Annotated in this window: 18 protein-coding genes; 5 read left to right on the top strand and 13 right to left on the bottom strand. The window is 45.4% G+C overall.

What is annotated here, in order from left to right; genetic code table 11:
• Positions 1 to 87 precede the first annotated feature (87 nt).
• From rimO to ICE88_RS08255, 6 genes are all read right to left on the bottom strand, one after another.
• Positions 88 to 1,446, bottom strand: coding sequence for a 30S ribosomal protein S12 methylthiotransferase RimO (gene rimO / locus ICE88_RS08280; protein ID WP_215289435.1), 1,359 nt, complete (start codon positions 1,444 to 1,446; stop codon positions 88 to 90).
• Positions 1,447 to 2,001, bottom strand: coding sequence for a polyhydroxyalkanoate synthesis repressor PhaR (gene phaR, locus ICE88_RS08275; protein WP_216251601.1), 555 nt, complete (start codon positions 1,999 to 2,001; stop codon positions 1,447 to 1,449). It lies immediately after the preceding gene.
• 88 nt (positions 2,002 to 2,089) lie between these two features.
• Positions 2,090 to 2,830 carry a 3-ketoacyl-ACP reductase gene (locus ICE88_RS08270; protein ID WP_216251598.1) on the bottom strand — a complete coding sequence of 247 codons (741 nt, stop codon included), beginning with the start codon at positions 2,828 to 2,830 and terminating at the stop codon, positions 2,090 to 2,092.
• Between the two features lie 40 nt (positions 2,831 to 2,870).
• Complete coding sequence (phaC, locus tag ICE88_RS08265) at positions 2,871 to 4,499, bottom strand: class I poly(R)-hydroxyalkanoic acid synthase (RefSeq protein ID WP_216251596.1); 1,629 nt, start codon at positions 4,497 to 4,499, stop codon at positions 2,871 to 2,873.
• 137 nt (positions 4,500 to 4,636) lie between these two features.
• Positions 4,637 to 5,446, bottom strand: coding sequence for a peptidoglycan editing factor PgeF (gene pgeF, locus ICE88_RS08260; RefSeq protein WP_255535275.1), 810 nt, complete (start codon positions 5,444 to 5,446; stop codon positions 4,637 to 4,639).
• Positions 5,430 to 6,455 carry an RluA family pseudouridine synthase gene (locus ICE88_RS08255; protein ID WP_216251594.1) on the bottom strand — a complete coding sequence of 342 codons (1,026 nt, stop codon included), beginning with the start codon at positions 6,453 to 6,455 and terminating at the stop codon, positions 5,430 to 5,432. Before ICE88_RS08255 ends, pgeF begins: the two co-directional genes overlap by 17 nt.
• Between ICE88_RS08255 and ICE88_RS08250 the strand changes: the two genes are divergently transcribed.
• From ICE88_RS08250 to ICE88_RS08240, 3 genes are all read left to right on the top strand, one after another.
• Positions 6,449 to 7,324, top strand: coding sequence for an outer membrane protein assembly factor BamD (locus ICE88_RS08250; RefSeq protein WP_216251590.1), 876 nt, complete (start codon positions 6,449 to 6,451; stop codon positions 7,322 to 7,324). The two genes, ICE88_RS08255 and ICE88_RS08250, sit on opposite strands and share 7 nt — an antisense overlap.
• Positions 7,325 to 7,474: 150 nt before the next feature.
• A complete protein-coding gene (locus ICE88_RS08245; protein ID WP_216251586.1) occupies positions 7,475 to 7,738 on the top strand; it encodes a type II toxin-antitoxin system RelB/DinJ family antitoxin in 264 nt (87 codons plus the stop codon).
• A complete protein-coding gene (locus ICE88_RS08240; protein ID WP_216251584.1) occupies positions 7,725 to 8,006 on the top strand; it encodes a type II toxin-antitoxin system YafQ family toxin in 282 nt (93 codons plus the stop codon). Before ICE88_RS08245 ends, ICE88_RS08240 begins: the two co-directional genes overlap by 14 nt.
• A 1-nt stretch (position 8,007) precedes the next feature.
• Here the strand turns inward: ICE88_RS08240 and alr are convergent, their stop codons facing one another.
• The gene (alr, locus tag ICE88_RS08235) at positions 8,008 to 9,111 is read right to left on the bottom strand and encodes an alanine racemase (RefSeq protein ID WP_216251990.1); all 1,104 of its coding nucleotides are present in this window, start codon (positions 9,109 to 9,111) and stop codon (positions 8,008 to 8,010) included.
• A gap of 50 nt (positions 9,112 to 9,161) precedes the next feature.
• On the opposite strand from alr, the gene lplT reads away from it, so the two are divergent.
• Positions 9,162 to 10,478, top strand: a complete 1,317-nt coding sequence (gene lplT / locus ICE88_RS08230) for a lysophospholipid transporter LplT (RefSeq protein WP_216251582.1) — start codon at positions 9,162 to 9,164, stop codon at positions 10,476 to 10,478.
• A gap of 37 nt (positions 10,479 to 10,515) precedes the next feature.
• Here the strand turns inward: lplT and ICE88_RS08225 are convergent, their stop codons facing one another.
• Genes ICE88_RS08225 through aceB form a run of 4 tightly spaced genes read right to left on the bottom strand, consistent with a single transcriptional unit; the run spans position 10,516 to position 13,920 of the window.
• A complete protein-coding gene (locus ICE88_RS08225; protein ID WP_216251578.1) occupies positions 10,516 to 11,058 on the bottom strand; it encodes a hypothetical protein in 543 nt (180 codons plus the stop codon).
• Positions 11,059 to 11,085: 27 nt separating this feature from the next.
• Positions 11,086 to 11,568 (bottom strand): ribosomal protein S18-alanine N-acetyltransferase, encoded by a 483-nt coding sequence (gene rimI, locus ICE88_RS08220; RefSeq protein ID WP_216251574.1) that lies wholly within the window; start codon positions 11,566 to 11,568, stop codon positions 11,086 to 11,088.
• An 18-nt stretch (positions 11,569 to 11,586) separates the two neighbouring features.
• Entirely contained in the window at positions 11,587 to 12,342 is a 756-nt protein-coding gene (tsaB, locus tag ICE88_RS08215; RefSeq protein WP_216251571.1) for a tRNA (adenosine(37)-N6)-threonylcarbamoyltransferase complex dimerization subunit type 1 TsaB, read from the bottom strand.
• A complete protein-coding gene (aceB, locus tag ICE88_RS08210; RefSeq protein WP_216251569.1) occupies positions 12,343 to 13,920 on the bottom strand; it encodes a malate synthase A in 1,578 nt (525 codons plus the stop codon).
• 195 nt (positions 13,921 to 14,115) lie between these two features.
• On the opposite strand from aceB, the gene ICE88_RS08205 reads away from it, so the two are divergent.
• Positions 14,116 to 14,286, top strand: coding sequence for a hypothetical protein (locus ICE88_RS08205; RefSeq protein ID WP_180738109.1), 171 nt, complete (start codon positions 14,116 to 14,118; stop codon positions 14,284 to 14,286).
• 118 nt (positions 14,287 to 14,404) lie between these two features.
• On the opposite strand, the gene ICE88_RS08200 is transcribed toward ICE88_RS08205, so the two are convergent.
• Positions 14,405 to 14,866 (bottom strand): VOC family protein, encoded by a 462-nt coding sequence (locus tag ICE88_RS08200; RefSeq protein WP_216251564.1) that lies wholly within the window; start codon positions 14,864 to 14,866, stop codon positions 14,405 to 14,407.
• An 8-nt stretch (positions 14,867 to 14,874) separates the two neighbouring features.
• Positions 14,875 to 16,872, bottom strand: a complete 1,998-nt coding sequence (gene accC / locus ICE88_RS08195; RefSeq protein WP_216251560.1) for an acetyl-CoA carboxylase biotin carboxylase subunit — start codon at positions 16,870 to 16,872, stop codon at positions 14,875 to 14,877.
• Positions 16,873 to 16,889 lie beyond the last annotated feature (17 nt).

Genomic DNA, 16,889 nt, shown 5'->3' with positions numbered 1-16,889 from the left:
TACGAGTAACTGTCTAAAACAAGCAATTAGAGAATACTAGGGGTAATCACCCATGAAATGCCCTAGATATATAGAGAAAAGGACTAATTACAGCTGAGCAATCAGGTCGTGACCCTGAGTTTGTAGAACCGTGGCTTTGACAAAATCGCCCACTTTGTACTTCTTAGAAATCTTGTCCGTTGGCAATAAATGGACCAAACCATCGATCTCAGGAGCATCAGATTGACTGCGACCGATGCCACCTTTTGAGCTGACTGAGTCAACCAAGACTTTGATGCGCTTACCCACTTTGGCTTGCAATAGTTGGGTCGAGATTTCTTCAGCAACTTCCATGAATCTCGCTTGACGCTCGTTTCTGAGTTCATCAGGCAAGGCGCCTGCCAATTCATTGGCTTTAGCACCCTCCACTGGAGAGTATGCAAAACAACCAGCACGATCAATTTTGGCTTCACGCATGAAGTCGAGCAAGTAATTGAATTCTTCTTCTGTTTCACCAGGGAAACCAGCAATGAAAGTACTGCGGATCGTTAATTCTGGACATGCTTTGCGCCATGCTTGAATGCGATCAAGATTCTTTTCACCACTCGCAGGACGCTTCATGCGCTTTAAAACATCAGGGTGCGCATGCTGCATTGGTATATCTAGATACGGCACAACACCACTGCCTTCATCGGCAAAGTTTGCCATCAATGGCAAGATGTCATCCACGTGTGGATAAGGATAAACATAGTGCAAACGAACCCATGCACCGTGCTGACGAGCTAACTTGCCCAAGGCCTCAACCATGTCAAATAGTTTTGCCTTGACTGGACGACCATCCCAAAAGCCAGTGCGGTATTGAACATCAACACCATAGGCACTCGTGTCTTGTGACACCACCAATAGTTCTTTAACACCAGCTTCAAATAAATGTTGTGCTTCTAATAAGACATCGCCGATCGGTCTTGAAACTAAATCACCACGCAAACTTGGAATGATGCAGAACGTGCAGCGGTGATTACAACCTTCAGATATTTTTAAATAGGCGTAATGCTTAGGCGTTAACTTGATACCAGCCTTTGGCACCAAGTCTGCAAATGGGTCATGCTCTTTAGGTAAATGCTGGTGCACCACTTCCAAAACTTCATCGGCAGCATGTGGGCCTGTGACAGCCAATACTTTCGGATGAACTGAAGTGACCACATCAGAGCCATCAGCGTTTTTCTTGGCTCCCAAACAACCGGTAACAATCACCTTGCCGTTTTCTGCCAAAGCTTCACCAATCGCGTCCAAGCTTTCTTGAACGGCCGAATCAATGAAACCACAAGTATTAACAACCACCAAATCAGAGCCTGCGTAGTCTTTAGCGATCTCATAGCCCTCGGCACGCAACTGCGTGACGATGCGCTCAGCATCAACTAAGGCCTTAGGGCAACCTAAGGAAACAAAACCAATCTTGCCGCTCAATTATTTATCGCTCTTATCGGGAGGTGTGAAAGGAAAACCAGTGAAGACGTTCGCTGGGTCTTTCATCTTCTCTTGCATTTGCGTGAAAAGATTTTTACTTTGCTCTACGTAGCTTCCCATCATTTGTTGCATCATGGGATTTTGCACGTTCATGAACTGCGCCCAACTCTCAGGAGTGGGGCCACCTTGCTTTGACTGCTCAGCAAACTGCGATTGCATGTCAATGAAGGATTGAATATTTTTCTCTAACATGCCACCCACCACACCTTGCATGGAGTGACCATAGAAACGAATCATTTGAGACAACATCGGTGTGGTGAACAAAGGCACACCACCGGCTTCTTCTTCCAAAATGATTTGCAACAAAATAGCCCTGGTCAAATCTTCTTCAGTCTTGGCATCCAAGACTTTGAATTCTTCATGCGCCAATACTAAGTTCTTCACGTCTGATAAGGTGACGTAAGTACTTGTTTGGGTGTCATACAGACGACGATTTGGATACTTCTTAATCGTTCTGACACCAGCAGACTTGGCGGATTGTTTTTTAGTGACCATATTTAGTTATTAGGGCTTGATTACCCATATTGTATGTGTAAATCAAGCCCTTCATTGTTGCGCTGCAATATACCTTTTTGTATATTGTTTAGCCCATGTGTAAACCGCCGTTCAATGAGAAGTCAGCACCTGTGGCAAACCCACCCTCATCTGAAGCAATCCAAGACACGATTGATGCAATCTCATCAGGGGTTCCAAGGCGTTTAACCGGAATGGTGTTGATGATTTTCTCAAGCACGTCTTCACGAATCGCTGTGACCATGTCTGTACCAATATAGCCAGGAGAAACTGTGTTCACAGTCACACCCTTAGAGGCTGTTTCTTGAGCCAAAGACATTGTGAACCCGTGGATACCGGCTTTGGCAGTGGCATAGTTAGATTGGCCAAACTGACCTTTTTGACCGTTCACAGAAGAAATACTGATCACGCGTCCCCAACCAGCTTCAACCATGCCATCGATCACTTGCTTGGTCACGTTGAACAATGAGTTCAAATTCGTGTCGATCACTGCGCGCCAGTCTTCTGGAGTCATCTTACGGAACACGGTGTCACGAGTGATACCGGCGTTGTTCACCAAAACGTCTACTTTGCCAAATTCAGCTTTGACTTTGGTGAATGCTGCAACGGTACTGTCCCAGTCACCCACATTGCCTTCTGAGGCTGTGAAATCAAAGCCAAGGGCTTTTTGCTCAGCCAACCAACGATCTTTACGTGGTGAATTAGGACCGCAACCAGCGATCACTTTAAATCCATCTTTGGCCAAACGCTGACAAATTGCGGTACCAATACCACCCATACCACCCGTTACATATGCAATCTTCTGACTCATGCTAACTCCCTTTTAATTCGATGCTTTAACAATAAAACGATTAATCAATCGCCTTTTCTTTAACGTAAGAACCTGGCGCTTTTTCTAAAACTTTGTACTTCGTGTTGCCATAATTTTTTGGTGCTGTTTTTTTCTTGCCACTCAATGGCTTTAACCAATCAGTCCAATCAGTCCACCAGCTGCCCGGAATTTCCTTGGCGCCATCGAACCATGCATCAGCCGTGGCTGGTGCTTTGGAGTTCGACCAGTAATTGCGTTTTTTCTTGGCTGGCGGATTGATCACACCCGCAATGTGCCCTGATGCCCCCAAAACAAAATGAACTTTGGCGCCCTTCAAGAGCTTGACGGATTCATAAGCAGACCACCAAGGAACGATGTGATCTTCGCGTGATGCATAGAGATAGACAGGGCATTTGATTTTGCCAAGATCTACTTTTTCACCGCAAATGGTTAGCTTGCCAGGAACTTTGAGTTCATTTTGCAAATACAAATGTCTCAAGTACCAAGAGTACATAGCACCAGGCAAGTTGGTGGAATCACCATTCCAATACAAGAGGTCAAATGGCGGTGGTGAGTTACCTTTTAAGTAGTTATCAACCACGTAGTTCCAAACCAAATCATTGGGGCGCAAGAATGAGAATGTGTTGGCTAGTTCAACACCACGCAACATGCCGCATTTGCCACTACCCTTGCCGCCAATGCTGTTCTCTCGAAGAGAAACCAAAGCTTCATCAACAAAGACATCCAAGATGCCCGTGTCAGAAAAATCTAACAAAGTCGTCAATAAGGTCAAGCTGGCCGCTGGGTGCTGATCTCTTGCTGCCATCACTGCCAAAGCAGTGGCAGTGATCGTGCCACCGACGCAGAAGCCTAGGATATTGATTTGCTTTTGACCACTGATGTCTTGAACTGTTTCGATGCCGTGAACAGCGGCTCCAATGTAATCATCCCAAGTGGTATCAGCCATGCTTGGATCCGGATTTTTCCAAGAGATCAAATAAACGGTGTGTCCTTGCTCAACCAAATAACGCACCATGGAACTCTCAGGCTGCAAATCCAAAATGTAATATTTATTAATACATGGAGGGATCATCAAATACGGACGTTCATATACTTGATCCGTCAGTGGCTTGAATTGCAGAATCTGGAATAATTTGGTTTGATAAACAACGGCGCCCTCTGCGGTCGCGACGTTCTTACCCACTTCAAAGGCTGTCTCATCGGTTTGCGACACCTTGCCTTTACCCAAATCTTGCAAAGCATTCAAAATGCCTGTTCGCAAAGATTCACCTTGGGTATCAATCAAACGTTGCTGAGCTTCTGGATTGGTTGCTAAGAAATTAGCCGGTGACATGGCATCAATCATTTGCTCGATGCTAAAACGTATTCTCTGACGCACCTTGGCTTCTGCTTCAACAGCATCAGCCAAATTCAATAAATGACGAGAATTCAGTAAATAGAAATTAACTGTGGCTTGATTCCATGGGTTTTGCCAAGCTTCGCCTTTAAAACGACGATCATTGATGGGCGTCCCAGTTGGATTGGCCCATAGTTCCGATAGGTCTTTGGCGTATTGCTTTTCAATCTCAACCAACTTTTCTGCTGGAATCAAAGCCATGTGCTGAGGGGCGAGGCTTGGCCCTGATCCAAAGCCTTGCGAGTTCATCATAGAACTTCCTTAAATAGAATGTATTTGACCTAGGTCTAATAGCCCTATTTTGAGGGTTTATGAAGAAAATCGTTATAAGAATTAACCCTATCCGAAACTTCGCCGAAGCTTACTTGAGGCTTGTGTGGCTAGGTGTTTTAAGGTGTGTCTATCCAGATAAAACTACCCATGCGACCTGTTTTTTGATCACGACGATAGGAGAAGTAATCCGGATTTTGTACGGTGCACTCACCGCCACCCTCAATGAAATCAATACCCAGGGCATTCAAACGCAAGCAGGCCAAGCCATAGATATCGGCCAGATATTTACCCTTTTCTTGCAATTGTTCAAAGCAAGCAGCGCTTGCTGGGTTCTGTGCGATGAAGACATCTCTTACTTCACTGCCCACTTCAAATGCATGCGGACCAATCGCAGGCCCTAAGTAGGCGAGGATTTCATTTTGAGTTTGTGTTTGAGTGTGATGACCTTGCTTGGCTCGCATCAGAGCAACTGTTTGCTCAATCACACCAGCAGCCAAACCTCGCCATCCAGCATGAGCTACGCCAACAACTTTGCCATCCCTACTGGTCAGTAAAACCGGTAAACAATCGGCTGTCATGATTGCCAGCACCTGTCCAGGTTTGGTGGTAACTGAGGCATCAGCATTTGGTACCCCACCCCCATGCTCATCAGCATCGACCACTTGGACCCCATGAACTTGATTTAACCAAACTGGTTCATTGGGTAAAAGTGCTTTGATAGCATCACGGTTTTTTTGAACTACCACTGGATCGTCACCCACATGCAAACCAAGATTCAGGCTATCAAACGGTGGCTGGCTAAAGCCACCATGACGATTCGTGATCATGGTTCTGATCTGTTCTGGAGCTCCCCACTGAAGCAGTTGAATGGATGATGTCATCGAGTGTTGTGTGGTGTCTTGGTCTTGATTAGTCGTCCAACTCATCCCATACAGGATGCAAGTCTTTATCTGTCATGCCTAAGCGCAAGCCTAAATCAAGCATGTCTTGGGGTATAGGCGCTTGCCAAAGGATATCTTCTTTGGTGCTCGGATGTTTGATGCCAAGGACTGTTGCATGCAATGCTTGCCCTGGTCTTGAAAATACCAACTGAGCAGCATCTGCGGGTGACTTCTTTTTATAAACTGGATCTCCCACCAAAGGATTGCCCAAGGATTCAAGATGCACCCTGATTTGGTGAGTTCTACCTGTTTCTAGGCGACACATCACCAACGACACTTTGGTTTTACCGAATTCTTGGGTGTTCAGGTTTCTGACATGGGTCACAGCTGGTTTGCTGGCTGAGCCAGTGAGCAAACCCATCTTGAGACGATCCCTTGGATCACGACCAATCGAAGCGTGAACGGTCTGGGATCTGACCTCACCCCAAGCGAAGGCCAAGTAGCGGCGAATCACTTGCCGAGACTGTAATTGTCTGACCAAATCTGTTTGCGCTTCCAAGGTCTTGGCAACCATCAATAAACCTGAGGTGTCTTTATCTAAACGATGCACAATCCCTGCTCTTGGAACACCAGCTATGGATGGGTAGCGATAGAGCAAGGCATTCAATAAGGTGCCTGACCAATTACCAGCAGCAGGATGAACCACCATGCCTGCAGGTTTATGGATCACCAAGAGTTCTGAGTCTTCATAAATGATGTCTAAAGGCAGGTCCTCGGGCAAATAAGCCTGTTCTTCAGCGCTGGCTTGAGGAATCACCGTGATTTGGTCACCAGCCTTGGCTGAATACCTGATTTTGAGAGTTTCGCCACCAATTGTGACAAAACCATCCTCAATCCAAGTTTGGAGGCGATTACGAGAATGTTGAGGTATTAATTGGGCCAAAACCTTATCTAAGCGCTCTCCTGCCAAACTATCTGGCACAACAACTGCAATAAAGTCTTCCTCATCGATATAATCAGAAGTATTGTTCTCAGGAGAATCTGGTAATGCCAAAATTGGATGCCTTTCCATCTATCAATAACGCTAGTTTAAGTCGCATTGGCCAAAGACTTGTGACTTCTATTGCCAGCGTTTGTATTCTTGGGTCTGCTGCCCTACTCAGTGGATGCGCTGGCGATGCCAACGATGAAACTGCTGGTTGGTCACAAAACAAATTGTATGTTGAAGCCAAAGATGCCATGGATGGTGGCGATAACGCTAAATGTGTGAAGTATTTTGAAAAACTTGAAGCGCGCTATCCATTTGGTCCTTATGCTCAGCAATCACAAATCAACGTGGCTTATTGCCATTGGAAAGATGGTGAATTAGCTCAAGCCATCACCGCTGTTGATCGCTTTCTACAGTTACACCCAGGTCACCCAAGTGTTGACTACGCTTATTACTTAAAAGGTTTGATCACTTTTAACGACAACATGGGCTTTATGGGCAAACTCACTGGTCAAGATTTGAGTGAGCGTGATCCACGTGCCGCACGTGATGCATTTGAAGCATTCAAAACTTTGACGACTCGTTTTCCACAGAGCAAGTACACGCCCGATGCTTTAGATCGTATGCGTTATATCGTGAATTCATTGGCGGACAGCGATGTGAACACGGCTCGTTACTACTATCGCCGTGGTGCCTATCTAGCCGCGATCAATCGTGCACAACGTGCGATCACTGATTATGACCGTGCACCAGCTACTGAAGAAGCTCTGTACATCTTGCACAAATCTTATGAAGCATTGAACATGAAAGATTTGAGTAACGATGCATTGCGTGTTTTAAAGCTGAATTTCCCTGAAAGTAAAATTTTGGTGACTGGCATTAGAACTGGCGCAGATGAAGTCAAAGCTTCTTGGTGGCAAATCTGGCGCAAGTGATTTTTAAGCCCAACACCTATATAAAGTCTTTTAGCTTTAACTAGTTACCCTTACCAATAGCCCTGCTGAGGCTCCAACCTAATTGGACTCATCAGGGTTTTATTTTTCCCCTTTTTGTGCTACAATGTAGCTCATAAGGAGATTCATTCCATGACCGCAAACGCTGTAGTGAGAGCAAGAATCGATGAAACAATCAAAGAAGAGGCCTCGGTTGTTCTCGCGGCTATGGGCTTAACTCCCTCTTCAGCCTTTCGAATCATGATGACTAAAATTGCCAAGGAAAAAGCCCTTCCTTTTGAACCACTAATACCTAACGGGGAAACTATCGCTGCCATGAAAGAAGCAAGAAAAGGAAAACTCAAATCCTTTGACTCAATTGACGATTTGATGGCTGATTTAAATGCGAAAGATTGAACGAACTGGTCAATTCAAACGAGATTACAAAAGAGAACTAAAAGGAATTTATCGACACAGTCTGGTGTCAGATTTGACCGCCGTTCTTAAGCATCTTCTCGTTGATAAAAAACTTAGCCCTAGATACCATGACCATTCATTGATTGGAGACTGGAAAGATCATAGAGACTGCCACATCAAACCAGACTTGGTCCTGATTTATAGAAAACCAGATCAATGGATATTGCAACTCGTGAGACTAGGGTCTCATAGTGAGTTAGGCATTTAAATTACTGACGTCGAACTCTTGGAGCAACAGCGCACAAGAGCTCATACCCAATGGTACCGGCTGCCTGAGCCACTTTATCCACGGGCAAATGCTTGCCCCACAACTCAACTTTGCTTCCTACTTGCACATGAGGCATGTCTGTCACATCGACAGTGATCATGTCCATCGACACTTGCCCTGTCATCAAACAAACCTTGCCACTGCTTAAACCATCAGTACCAGCCACCCATACCGGTGTGCCATCAGGCGCGTGTCTTGGGTAACCATCGGCATAACCACAGGCAATGATCGCAATCCTTATCGGTACATCGGTGCGATATCTAGAGCCATAACCAATCGACTGCCCTGCCTCAAGGTGTTGAATCCCTATAACTTCAGAATGCAATGACATGGCGGGCTGAAGTTGAGCTTCTTGTATATCTTCATAACGACCCGAAGGCGAAGCTCCGTAGAGCATGATGCCTGGTCTCACCCAATCAGAATAAATGACGTGGTGGTGCCACAAGATGGCCGCTGAATTAGATAAAGAAGTACTGCCCGCTAACCCGTCTCTGGTTTGATTGAATAACTCCGCTTGCTGATCAACGCTTGGAGTTCTATCGATGTAATCAGCATTCGCAAAATGGGTCATGTGAGTTAACTCATAACCAGCTGAGTGCAAACGGTGATAAGCCTCTCGGTACTGCTCTGGGGTAAAACCCAAACGGTTCATACCGGTATTCATTTTTAAATAGATATTCGGCAGTCTTTTCGATGAGCGAGCCTCACTCAGGGCCTCTAGCCAATCAATTTGATTGAAGTCATGAACCACACAGTCGCATTGCAAGTCGGTGGCAGTAAAGATGTCTTCTTGGGCAAATAAGCCCTCTAACAACAAAATCGGACCAGTCCACCCTTTTTCTCTCAGGGTTTTGGCTTCGGCCAAATCCAATAAAGCAAAACCATCAGTGAGAGCTAAACCTTTAAGAGCTGGTTCTAAACCGTGGCCATAGGCATTGGCTTTGACCACTGACCAAACTTTAGAGCCAGGCACGAGCTGTCTGATGCGCTCAAGATTGTGACTTAAGGCATCAGTGTGAATATGGGCATATATTGGTCTTGACAGAAAAAACTCACTTTCGTGTTTTAATGGCATTTCATAACTGAATTGTACGAATGAAACCAGGTTTTTACACAATTATGGCGGCGCAATTTTTTTCGTCGCTCGCCGACAATGCGCTCTTAATTGCTGCCATTGCGCTGTTATACCAACTCCAGGCTCCAGCCTGGATGACTCCGCTTCTAAAACTTTTCTTCGTTCTTTCCTACGTTTTACTTGCTGCCTTTGTTGGCGCCTTTGCAGACTCACGCCCCAAGGGCAATGTGATGTTTTGGACCAACAGCATCAAAATTGTTGGCTGCATCGCCATGCTCTTCACTCTACACCCACTGGCTGCTTATGCGATCGTGGGTTTTGGTGCAGCCGCCTATTCGCCTGCCAAATACGGTATTTTGACCGAATTACTTCCACCTGAGAAGCTCGTTGTGGCCAATGGCTGGATTGAAGGCTTGACGGTTGGCTCGATTATTTTGGGCACTGTCTTAGGTGGCGCTTTGATTTCCAATAGGCTTTCATTGGCTTTATTGGGGCTTGATCTACCATTCATTGATACGGGTATTGATACCCCTCCTGAGGCTGCGATTTGTGTGATTGCCTTCATTTATTTGATTGCAGCCATCTTTAATTTAAAGATTCCGGACACAGGTGCGAGATACCCTCAACAAGGAAAAAATCCACTCCGCTTGATCCAAGACTTCCAGCATTGCTTCAATACACTGTGGAAAGATCGCTTGGGCCAAATCTCTTTATCAGTCACAACTCTGTTCTGGGGTGCCGGTGCAACATTACAGTTCATCGTTCTCAAATGGGCTGAATCTGCTTTAGGCATGAGCTTGTCTCAAGGTGCCATCTTGCAAGCCGTTGTGGCATTTGGTGTTGCGGGCGGCTCCATTTGGGCTGCCTCACGCATTCCTTTGAAGAAATCTCTAAGCGTTTTGATTTACGGTGTGATGATGGGCGCTTTGGTGATGGTCATGGCGATTTATAACCGTGACTTATTACCAGACGTGGCGATTGATTTGGGCTTGTTCCAAATTCCGCTGTATCTATTGATTGCATATATTTTCTTAGCAACGATTGGTTGGTTAGCTGGTTACTTCGTGGTACCAATGAACGCCCTTTTACAGCACCGTGGTCACGTCTTGTTATCAGCTGGACATTCCATTGCTGTTCAGAACTTCAATGAAAATCTTTCCGTCTTGGGCATGCTTTGCTTGTATGCCTTGCTGATCTGGTTAGATGTACCTATTTCGATTGTGATTGTGATGTTTGGTAGCTTTGTGGCTTTGGTGATGATTCAGATCATTCGTTGGCACAAACGCAATCAAGCTGAATACGATTCACTTCACTTGATTGGCGAGCACAAGCATTAATCCTTGTTTCGTTGCCTGCTTGATTAACTTCTAGGTTTTAAATCAAAGAGCGCGCCAAGAGTAAGTCTTGCCAAGTCTTTGCTTTGTCACTCGGCTTCTTCAGTAAATGCTCTGGGTGATAAGTTAAAACCAACGGTAGCTCATCTTCTGCGTGCTCTAAAGAGTGCACAGCACCTCTTAACTCTTCAAAGCCATCGTCCATTTGTAATAACTGTCGACCCATCTGAGAACCCATGGCAATCACGACTTGTCCATTCACTTTTCCAGCCAAGGCTTCTGCACTGCTGAGCAATTGAATGGTGTTTCTGCTCAACATCAATGAGGCCAAGATTTTGTCAAACAATAAAGCAGCATCACCCGAGAGTTGATCAACAACAAATGTCCACACCACCTCTTGATTCTCTGAGGATGACTGTGTCATTTCAGCGGTTGCAGCATTCGCATTACTGGCTTTTGGCTGCTGCGCTTGTTGATTTTCTTGCTGAGCTTGCACAGAGTTCGTCTCGCCCCCATCCTCGGGCTTATTCTTTAGAACCCAGGTACTGATGCCCATCTCATTTAAATAATCAGCTTGACTCATTGGCTTGATAGTTCTTTCTGTAATCGATCAGTTGGATGGTGCGTGCAATACTTTTTTCATGACTTTGGCATCTTCACGACCACCATCTTTTAAAGGATAGTAATCCTTTCTGATGCCAATTTCTTGATATGCAAAACTTTCATACAAAGCAATCGCTGGGGCATTACTCACCCTTACTTCCAATAAAATATCCTGAAATGATTTCGCTTGTGCAGCGTCTTCGATCACTTTCATTATTTTTTTGGCCAGTCCTTGTCTTTTAAACGATGGATGCACTGTGATGTTCAGCAACTGCAACTCATCCAAAGCAGGCATCAAGACACAATATCCTAATAATGGATCAGGCTTTTCATCGTCTACCGATAGTTGACGCAAACAATAAGCCCAATAACCCGCCTCAAGTGAATCTGTGAAGTTACCCAAGGTCCATGGCGAAACATGGCTTTGCTGCTCGATCCCCATGACTTCAGTTAAGTCACGCAAGGCCATTGGCAAAAGACGCAGATCCATGACTTAATTCAATGCCTTTTAAGATTTTTCTTGATTAGATTTTTCAAGTTCGCGCTCAGCAATCGTTTGAGCTACTTTGTCGCGCACATAGATAGGTTGCAATTCCGCCGCACTAACTTGCAGACCTTTTTCTAAGGCATCTAAACCTAGTCGAGCAATCGATCTTGCATGAGGCACAGCGGTTTCATCGATGGCCATGGCTTGTTGCCTGATGGCTAGCATTTCCTCAGGATAAGCAGTCACCGCATTACCCACCAAAGCAAAAGCTGTGGCTGGAATATCTATGTCTTTTGGTGCAGAGAGATAAACATCGTCTTGGCGCTCTGGTAAACCATTTGCTTGCACCATATAACGAGCCCAATAGACTTCACTCATGCGCGCATCAACGGCCACAATCACTTGATCATTTTCTTTGAGCTTGAGTTGATGAATGCCTTCTAGTGCAACGGCATCCAAACAAACAATGGGCAAGCATGGCAGATCAGCAGCAAAGGCCATCCCTTGACCAATGCCCACACCAATCCTGATGCCAGTGAACGCTCCAGGACCAATCCCTACCGCAATACCAGTCAGATCTCTGAAACTGAGCTGAGCCTCTTCTAAAAGAGCCTCTACCCAATCCAAAGCATGTTGACTTGATTCAGGGCCAAGATTTTCATGGCGCACAAGGTCCCCAGATGACAAAGGGGACTGCGGTTGACCCGAGCCCCCTTGTGGGTTGACCAAGGCCACTGAACACCACTGTGTCGAGGTGTCGATGGCCAGAATCGTCAATTAGATTTCCTCGTACAAAGGCAATGTCAAGAATTCTTCAAACTTCTCGCCAGTACTCATCACGTCAAAAATCTCAGCAGCACGATCCCAAAGACCTGTTGCACCACTTGCTTTAACTTTTGGCAATTCTTCAGCGATCAATTGACGAACTAATTCAACAGTCACTTTTCTACCGTCGTCCAAAACACCTTTTGGTGAACGGATCCATTGCCATACTTGTGAACGGCTGATCTCTGCAGTAGCAGCATCTTCCATCAAGTTATGGATAGGTACGCAACCGTTACCGGCCAACCAAGCACCTAGGTAATGAATACCCACGTTGATGTTCATGCGCAAACCAGCTTCAGTGATCGGTGTTTCTGGTTGGAAGTTCAACAAGTCAGCAGCCGTTACATTCACTTCAGGTTTTTGCTTTTCAAATTGGTTTGGACGATCGCCCAATACTGCTTTGAACTCAGCCATAGAAGCTTCAACAAGACCTGGGTGAGCTACCCAACCACCGTCGTAGCCATCAGTTGCATCGCGCTTCTTGTCGTTGATGATGCCTTGCATAGCAATGGCATTTTTCTCTGGATCGTTCTTGATTGGAATCAATGCACTCATACCGCCCATGGCTGGTGCGCCACGATGGTGACATGTCTTCAATAGCAATAATGCATAAGCACGCATGAATGGAGCAGTCATGGTCACTTTTGCGCGATCAGCTAAACAGAAGTTTTTGTCTACTTTGAATTTCTTGATACATGAGAAGATGTAATCCCAACGACCAGCATTCAAACCGGCGCTGTGCTCACGCAACTCATAAAGAATTTCGTCCATTTCAAATGCAGCCAAAATAGTTTCAATCAACACAGTGGCTTTGATCGTGCCACGTGGGAAACCTAATTCGTCTTGAGTCATGCAGAAAATGTCATTCCACAAACGTGCTTCTAAGTGGCTTTCCATTTTTGGCAAATAGAAATAAGGACCAGCACCACGGGCTAATTGTTCTTTAGCGTTGTGGAAGAAGAACAAAGCAAAATCAAAGATACCGCCAGATACGCGTTGACCATCAACAGTCACGTGCTTCTCATCCAAGTGCCAACCACGTGGGCGAACTTGCAATGTGGCAATCTTGTCATTCAACTTGTAGCTCTTGCCGTTTTGCTCAAGGCTTAATTCGCGACGAATCGCTTTTTTCATGTTGATTTGACCTTGAATCTGATTCGTCCAGCTTGGGCTGTTTGAATCTTCAAAGTCAGTCATGTAAGAGTCAGCACCTGAGTTAAAGGCATTGATCACCATTTTGGCGTCTACTGGGCCAGTGATTTCAACGCGACGGCACTGCAATGCTGCAGGAATTGGAGCAACTTTCCAGTCACCCTCACGAATGTGTTTTGTCTCAGCCAAAAAGTCAGGTTTCTCGCCAGCATCTAAACGCTTGGTGCGCTCAACACGTGCTTTTAGGAGTTCTTGACGACGTGGCTCAAAAGCGCGGTGAAGTTTGGCGACCAAAGCCAAGGCTTCAGGAGTCAAAATAGTTGCAAATTCTGGGGTTACTTCGGCACTGATGGCCATGCCTTGTGGCAAGTTAGACATAAAAAACTCCTGTAAAACAAATAGTTATGGTTATAAGTACGTAATGCTATTTCGTGCAAAAGTGACATTATGCCTTTTGGAAGAAAAAATGTCCCGAAAGGCTTATTGAATAAATGATGATTTTGTTGATTCAAGGTCAACCAAACCTAAAACTCACGCGTTAATGGCATAAGGACACTTTTATAGGAGCCTTCTGTGAGATACGGTTTTAACCATTTATCTGATGATGAATTTCTAGTTTTGTGTAAAGAACTGAATAAAAACAAGGGTTTACTGTTGATCGGTAAGATCAAAGAGTTACCGCCTAAGCTGGCCGCTTTTGCTGAATGGCGCAAGGGTCTGAGCTATATGCAAGCGTATGCATGATCAAATTTACAAAAATAACTAAATAAATAGACAAACAATTAGAAGCATTCAATAAAAAACCGCCTGATTAGGCGGTTTTTTATTGTCGGTACTTTACCGATGGTACTTTGGGCTCAATTTAGCTCAGAGCTTGAATCACCTCAGGTGGCGCTTGAACCAATTCAATCAAAACACCCTCACCCCCGATTGGGAACTCTTCGTTACCTTTGGGATGTAAAAAAGTGATGTCATAGCCGGCAGCACCTTTTCGAATGCCACCAGGTGCAAATCTCACACCATTGGCAGTCAACCATTCAACCGCGACTGGCAGGTTATCAACCCATAAACCAATGTGATTGAGTGGGGTTGTGTGCACAGCAGGTTTCTTTTCTGGATCGATGGGTTGCATCAAATCCACTTCGACTTTGTGTACACCCTTGCCCATGGCACAAATATCTTCGTCAACGTTTTCACGTTCTGATTTAAATGTACCAGTCACTTCCAGACCAAACATATCAACCCAAAGCTTTTGCAGTTTGGTTTTGTCTGGTCCGCCAATGGCGACTTGTTGAATGCCCAAAATTTTGAATGGTTTAGTCATCTGTTGGCTCACTCGAATCTGAGGATTTCTTGATCAACAGCAAGACTCTCACCTTTGGCAGCCATCACAGCAGCAACCACACCATCTTGCGTTGCCACCAAAACGTTTTCCATCTTCATGGCTTCAATGGCTGCTAAGCGCTGACCCGCTTCTACTTTTTGACCAACAGTAACAGCGACATCAACCAATAAGCCAGGCATTGGAGATAGCAAGAACTTAGACATATCAGGTGGTTCTTTGAATGGCATCAGTTTTTGCATTTCAGCAGCCTGCGGTGTTAACACCATGCTGTCGACTCTCACGCCATCAAATTGCAAGCGATAGAACATGCCCATGCGCTCAACTTGAAGTGCAATCTCACGGCCGTTCACAGTTGCTTTGTAAATGATCTGACCAGGATTCCAGTCTGAATCAATTTTGTAAACTGAACCATCGACTGTGACTTCATAGCCACGAGCTGTTTCATGAATGGATGTTGGTACGTAATTCATCTTGCCAGCTTCACCAGCTGCCACCACGAATTCAGTTGGGATTTTGACTTCGTGACCTTCAAGCTGACCATAAATACCAGCCGCACGATCCAAGTAACGACGATGAACGGCGGTTGCCAATGCATCCATTAATTTTGGATCTTCCGCTTTCACATCCGATGCTCTGAATCCATGAGGGAATTGTTCAGCAATGAAGCCCGTATTGAAATCACCAGAAATGAAACGCGGGTGCTGCATCAAAGCAGCTTGGAATGGGATGTTTGAGTGAATACCGCGAATCACGAACTCATTCAAAGCAGCGCGCATTTTGGTAATCGCATCCAAACGATCTTTACCGTGCACGATCAACTTAGCAATCATGGAGTCGTAGTACATTGGAATCTCACCACCCTCATACACGCCTGTGTCTACACGCACACCATTCACCTCTTCAGGTGGCTGGTATCTGACCAAACGACCAGTTGATGGCAAGAAGTTGCGGTATGGGTCATCCGCATTGATACGGCACTCCATGGACCAACCATTGCGCTGAATATCTTTTTGACCAAATGATAATTTTTCACCAGCAGCCACTCGAATCATCTGCTCAACAAGGTCAAGACCTGTGATGGATTCAGTCACAGGATGCTCTACTTGTAAACGAGTGTTCATTTCCAAGAAGTAGAAAGACTGATCTTTGCCAACCACAAACTCAACCGTACCTGCCGATTGGTATTTCACAGCTTTGGCCAAAGCCACCGCTTGATCACCCATCGCTTTGCGAGTTTCATCACTGATGAATGGGGATGGCGCTTCTTCGATTACTTTTTGGTGACGACGCTGAATCGAGCACTCACGCTCCCACAAATAAACAGCATTGCCATGACCATCACCCAATACCTGAATTTCAATGTGACGCGGCTCTTCAACAAATTTCTCGATGAACACACGGTCATCACCAAAGCTATTGCGAGCTTCGTTCTTACAAGCTGAGAAACCTTCAAAAGCTTCTTTATCGTTGAACGCAACGCGCAAGCCTTTACCGCCACCACCCGCTGATGCTTTGATCATCACCGGGTAACCAATGCCCTTGGCAATTTCTACCGCAGATTCAGGCGTATCAATCGCGTCGTTGTAACCAGGAATCGTATTGACCTTGGCTTCGTTCGCTAACTTCTTAGAGGCGATCTTGTCACCCATCGCAGCAATCGAATAATGCTTAGGTCCGATGAAAGTAATGCCCTCTTCTTCCAAACGCTTAGCAAATGCCTCGTTCTCAGATAAGAAACCATAACCAGGGTGAACCGCTTCAGCACCAGTGTCTTTACACGCCTTGATGATATTGTCCATCACCAAATAGGATTCACGTGAAGGTGCTGGACCAATACACACTGCTTCATCAGCAAGTTCTACGTGACGTGCGTCACGATCGGCTTCAGAGTAAACAGCCACAGTTTTGATGCCCATCTTGCGAGCAGTTTTAATCACGCGGCAAGCAATTTCACCACGGTTAGCAATCAGAATCTTCTTAAACATGTTCTTGTCCTAATCGA

The organism is Polynucleobacter sp. AM-26B4, assembly GCF_018882285.1.
Lineage (GTDB): Bacteria > Pseudomonadota > Gammaproteobacteria > Burkholderiales > Burkholderiaceae > Polynucleobacter.
This window is presented reverse-complemented; position numbering and strand designations above follow the sequence as displayed.

Bases quoted from the DNA above. Each gene is read 5' to 3' on its own strand.
- phaR (WP_216251601.1), bottom strand. From the start codon at position 2,001: ATGGTCACTAAAAAACAATCCGCCAAGTCTGCTGGTGTCAGAACGATT.
- ICE88_RS08270 (WP_216251598.1), bottom strand. From the start codon at position 2,830: ATGAGTCAGAAGATTGCATATGTAACGGGTGGTATGGGTGGTATTGGT.
- phaC (WP_216251596.1), bottom strand. From the start codon at position 4,499: ATGATGAACTCGCAAGGCTTTGGATCAGGGCCAAGCCTCGCCCCTCAG.
- pgeF (WP_255535275.1), bottom strand. From the start codon at position 5,446: ATGAGTTGGACGACTAATCAAGACCAAGACACCACACAACACTCGATG.
- ICE88_RS08250 (WP_216251590.1), top strand. From the start codon at position 6,449: ATGCCAAAATTGGATGCCTTTCCATCTATCAATAACGCTAGTTTAAGT.
- ICE88_RS08245 (WP_216251586.1), top strand. From the start codon at position 7,475: ATGACCGCAAACGCTGTAGTGAGAGCAAGAATCGATGAAACAATCAAA.
- ICE88_RS08240 (WP_216251584.1), top strand. From the start codon at position 7,725: ATGCGAAAGATTGAACGAACTGGTCAATTCAAACGAGATTACAAAAGA.
- lplT (WP_216251582.1), top strand. From the start codon at position 9,162: ATGAAACCAGGTTTTTACACAATTATGGCGGCGCAATTTTTTTCGTCG.
- ICE88_RS08225 (WP_216251578.1), bottom strand. From the start codon at position 11,058: ATGAGTCAAGCTGATTATTTAAATGAGATGGGCATCAGTACCTGGGTT.
- rimI (WP_216251574.1), bottom strand. From the start codon at position 11,568: ATGGATCTGCGTCTTTTGCCAATGGCCTTGCGTGACTTAACTGAAGTC.
- aceB (WP_216251569.1), bottom strand. From the start codon at position 13,920: ATGTCTAACTTGCCACAAGGCATGGCCATCAGTGCCGAAGTAACCCCA.
- ICE88_RS08200 (WP_216251564.1), bottom strand. From the start codon at position 14,866: ATGACTAAACCATTCAAAATTTTGGGCATTCAACAAGTCGCCATTGGC.
- accC (WP_216251560.1), bottom strand. From the start codon at position 16,872: ATGTTTAAGAAGATTCTGATTGCTAACCGTGGTGAAATTGCTTGCCGC.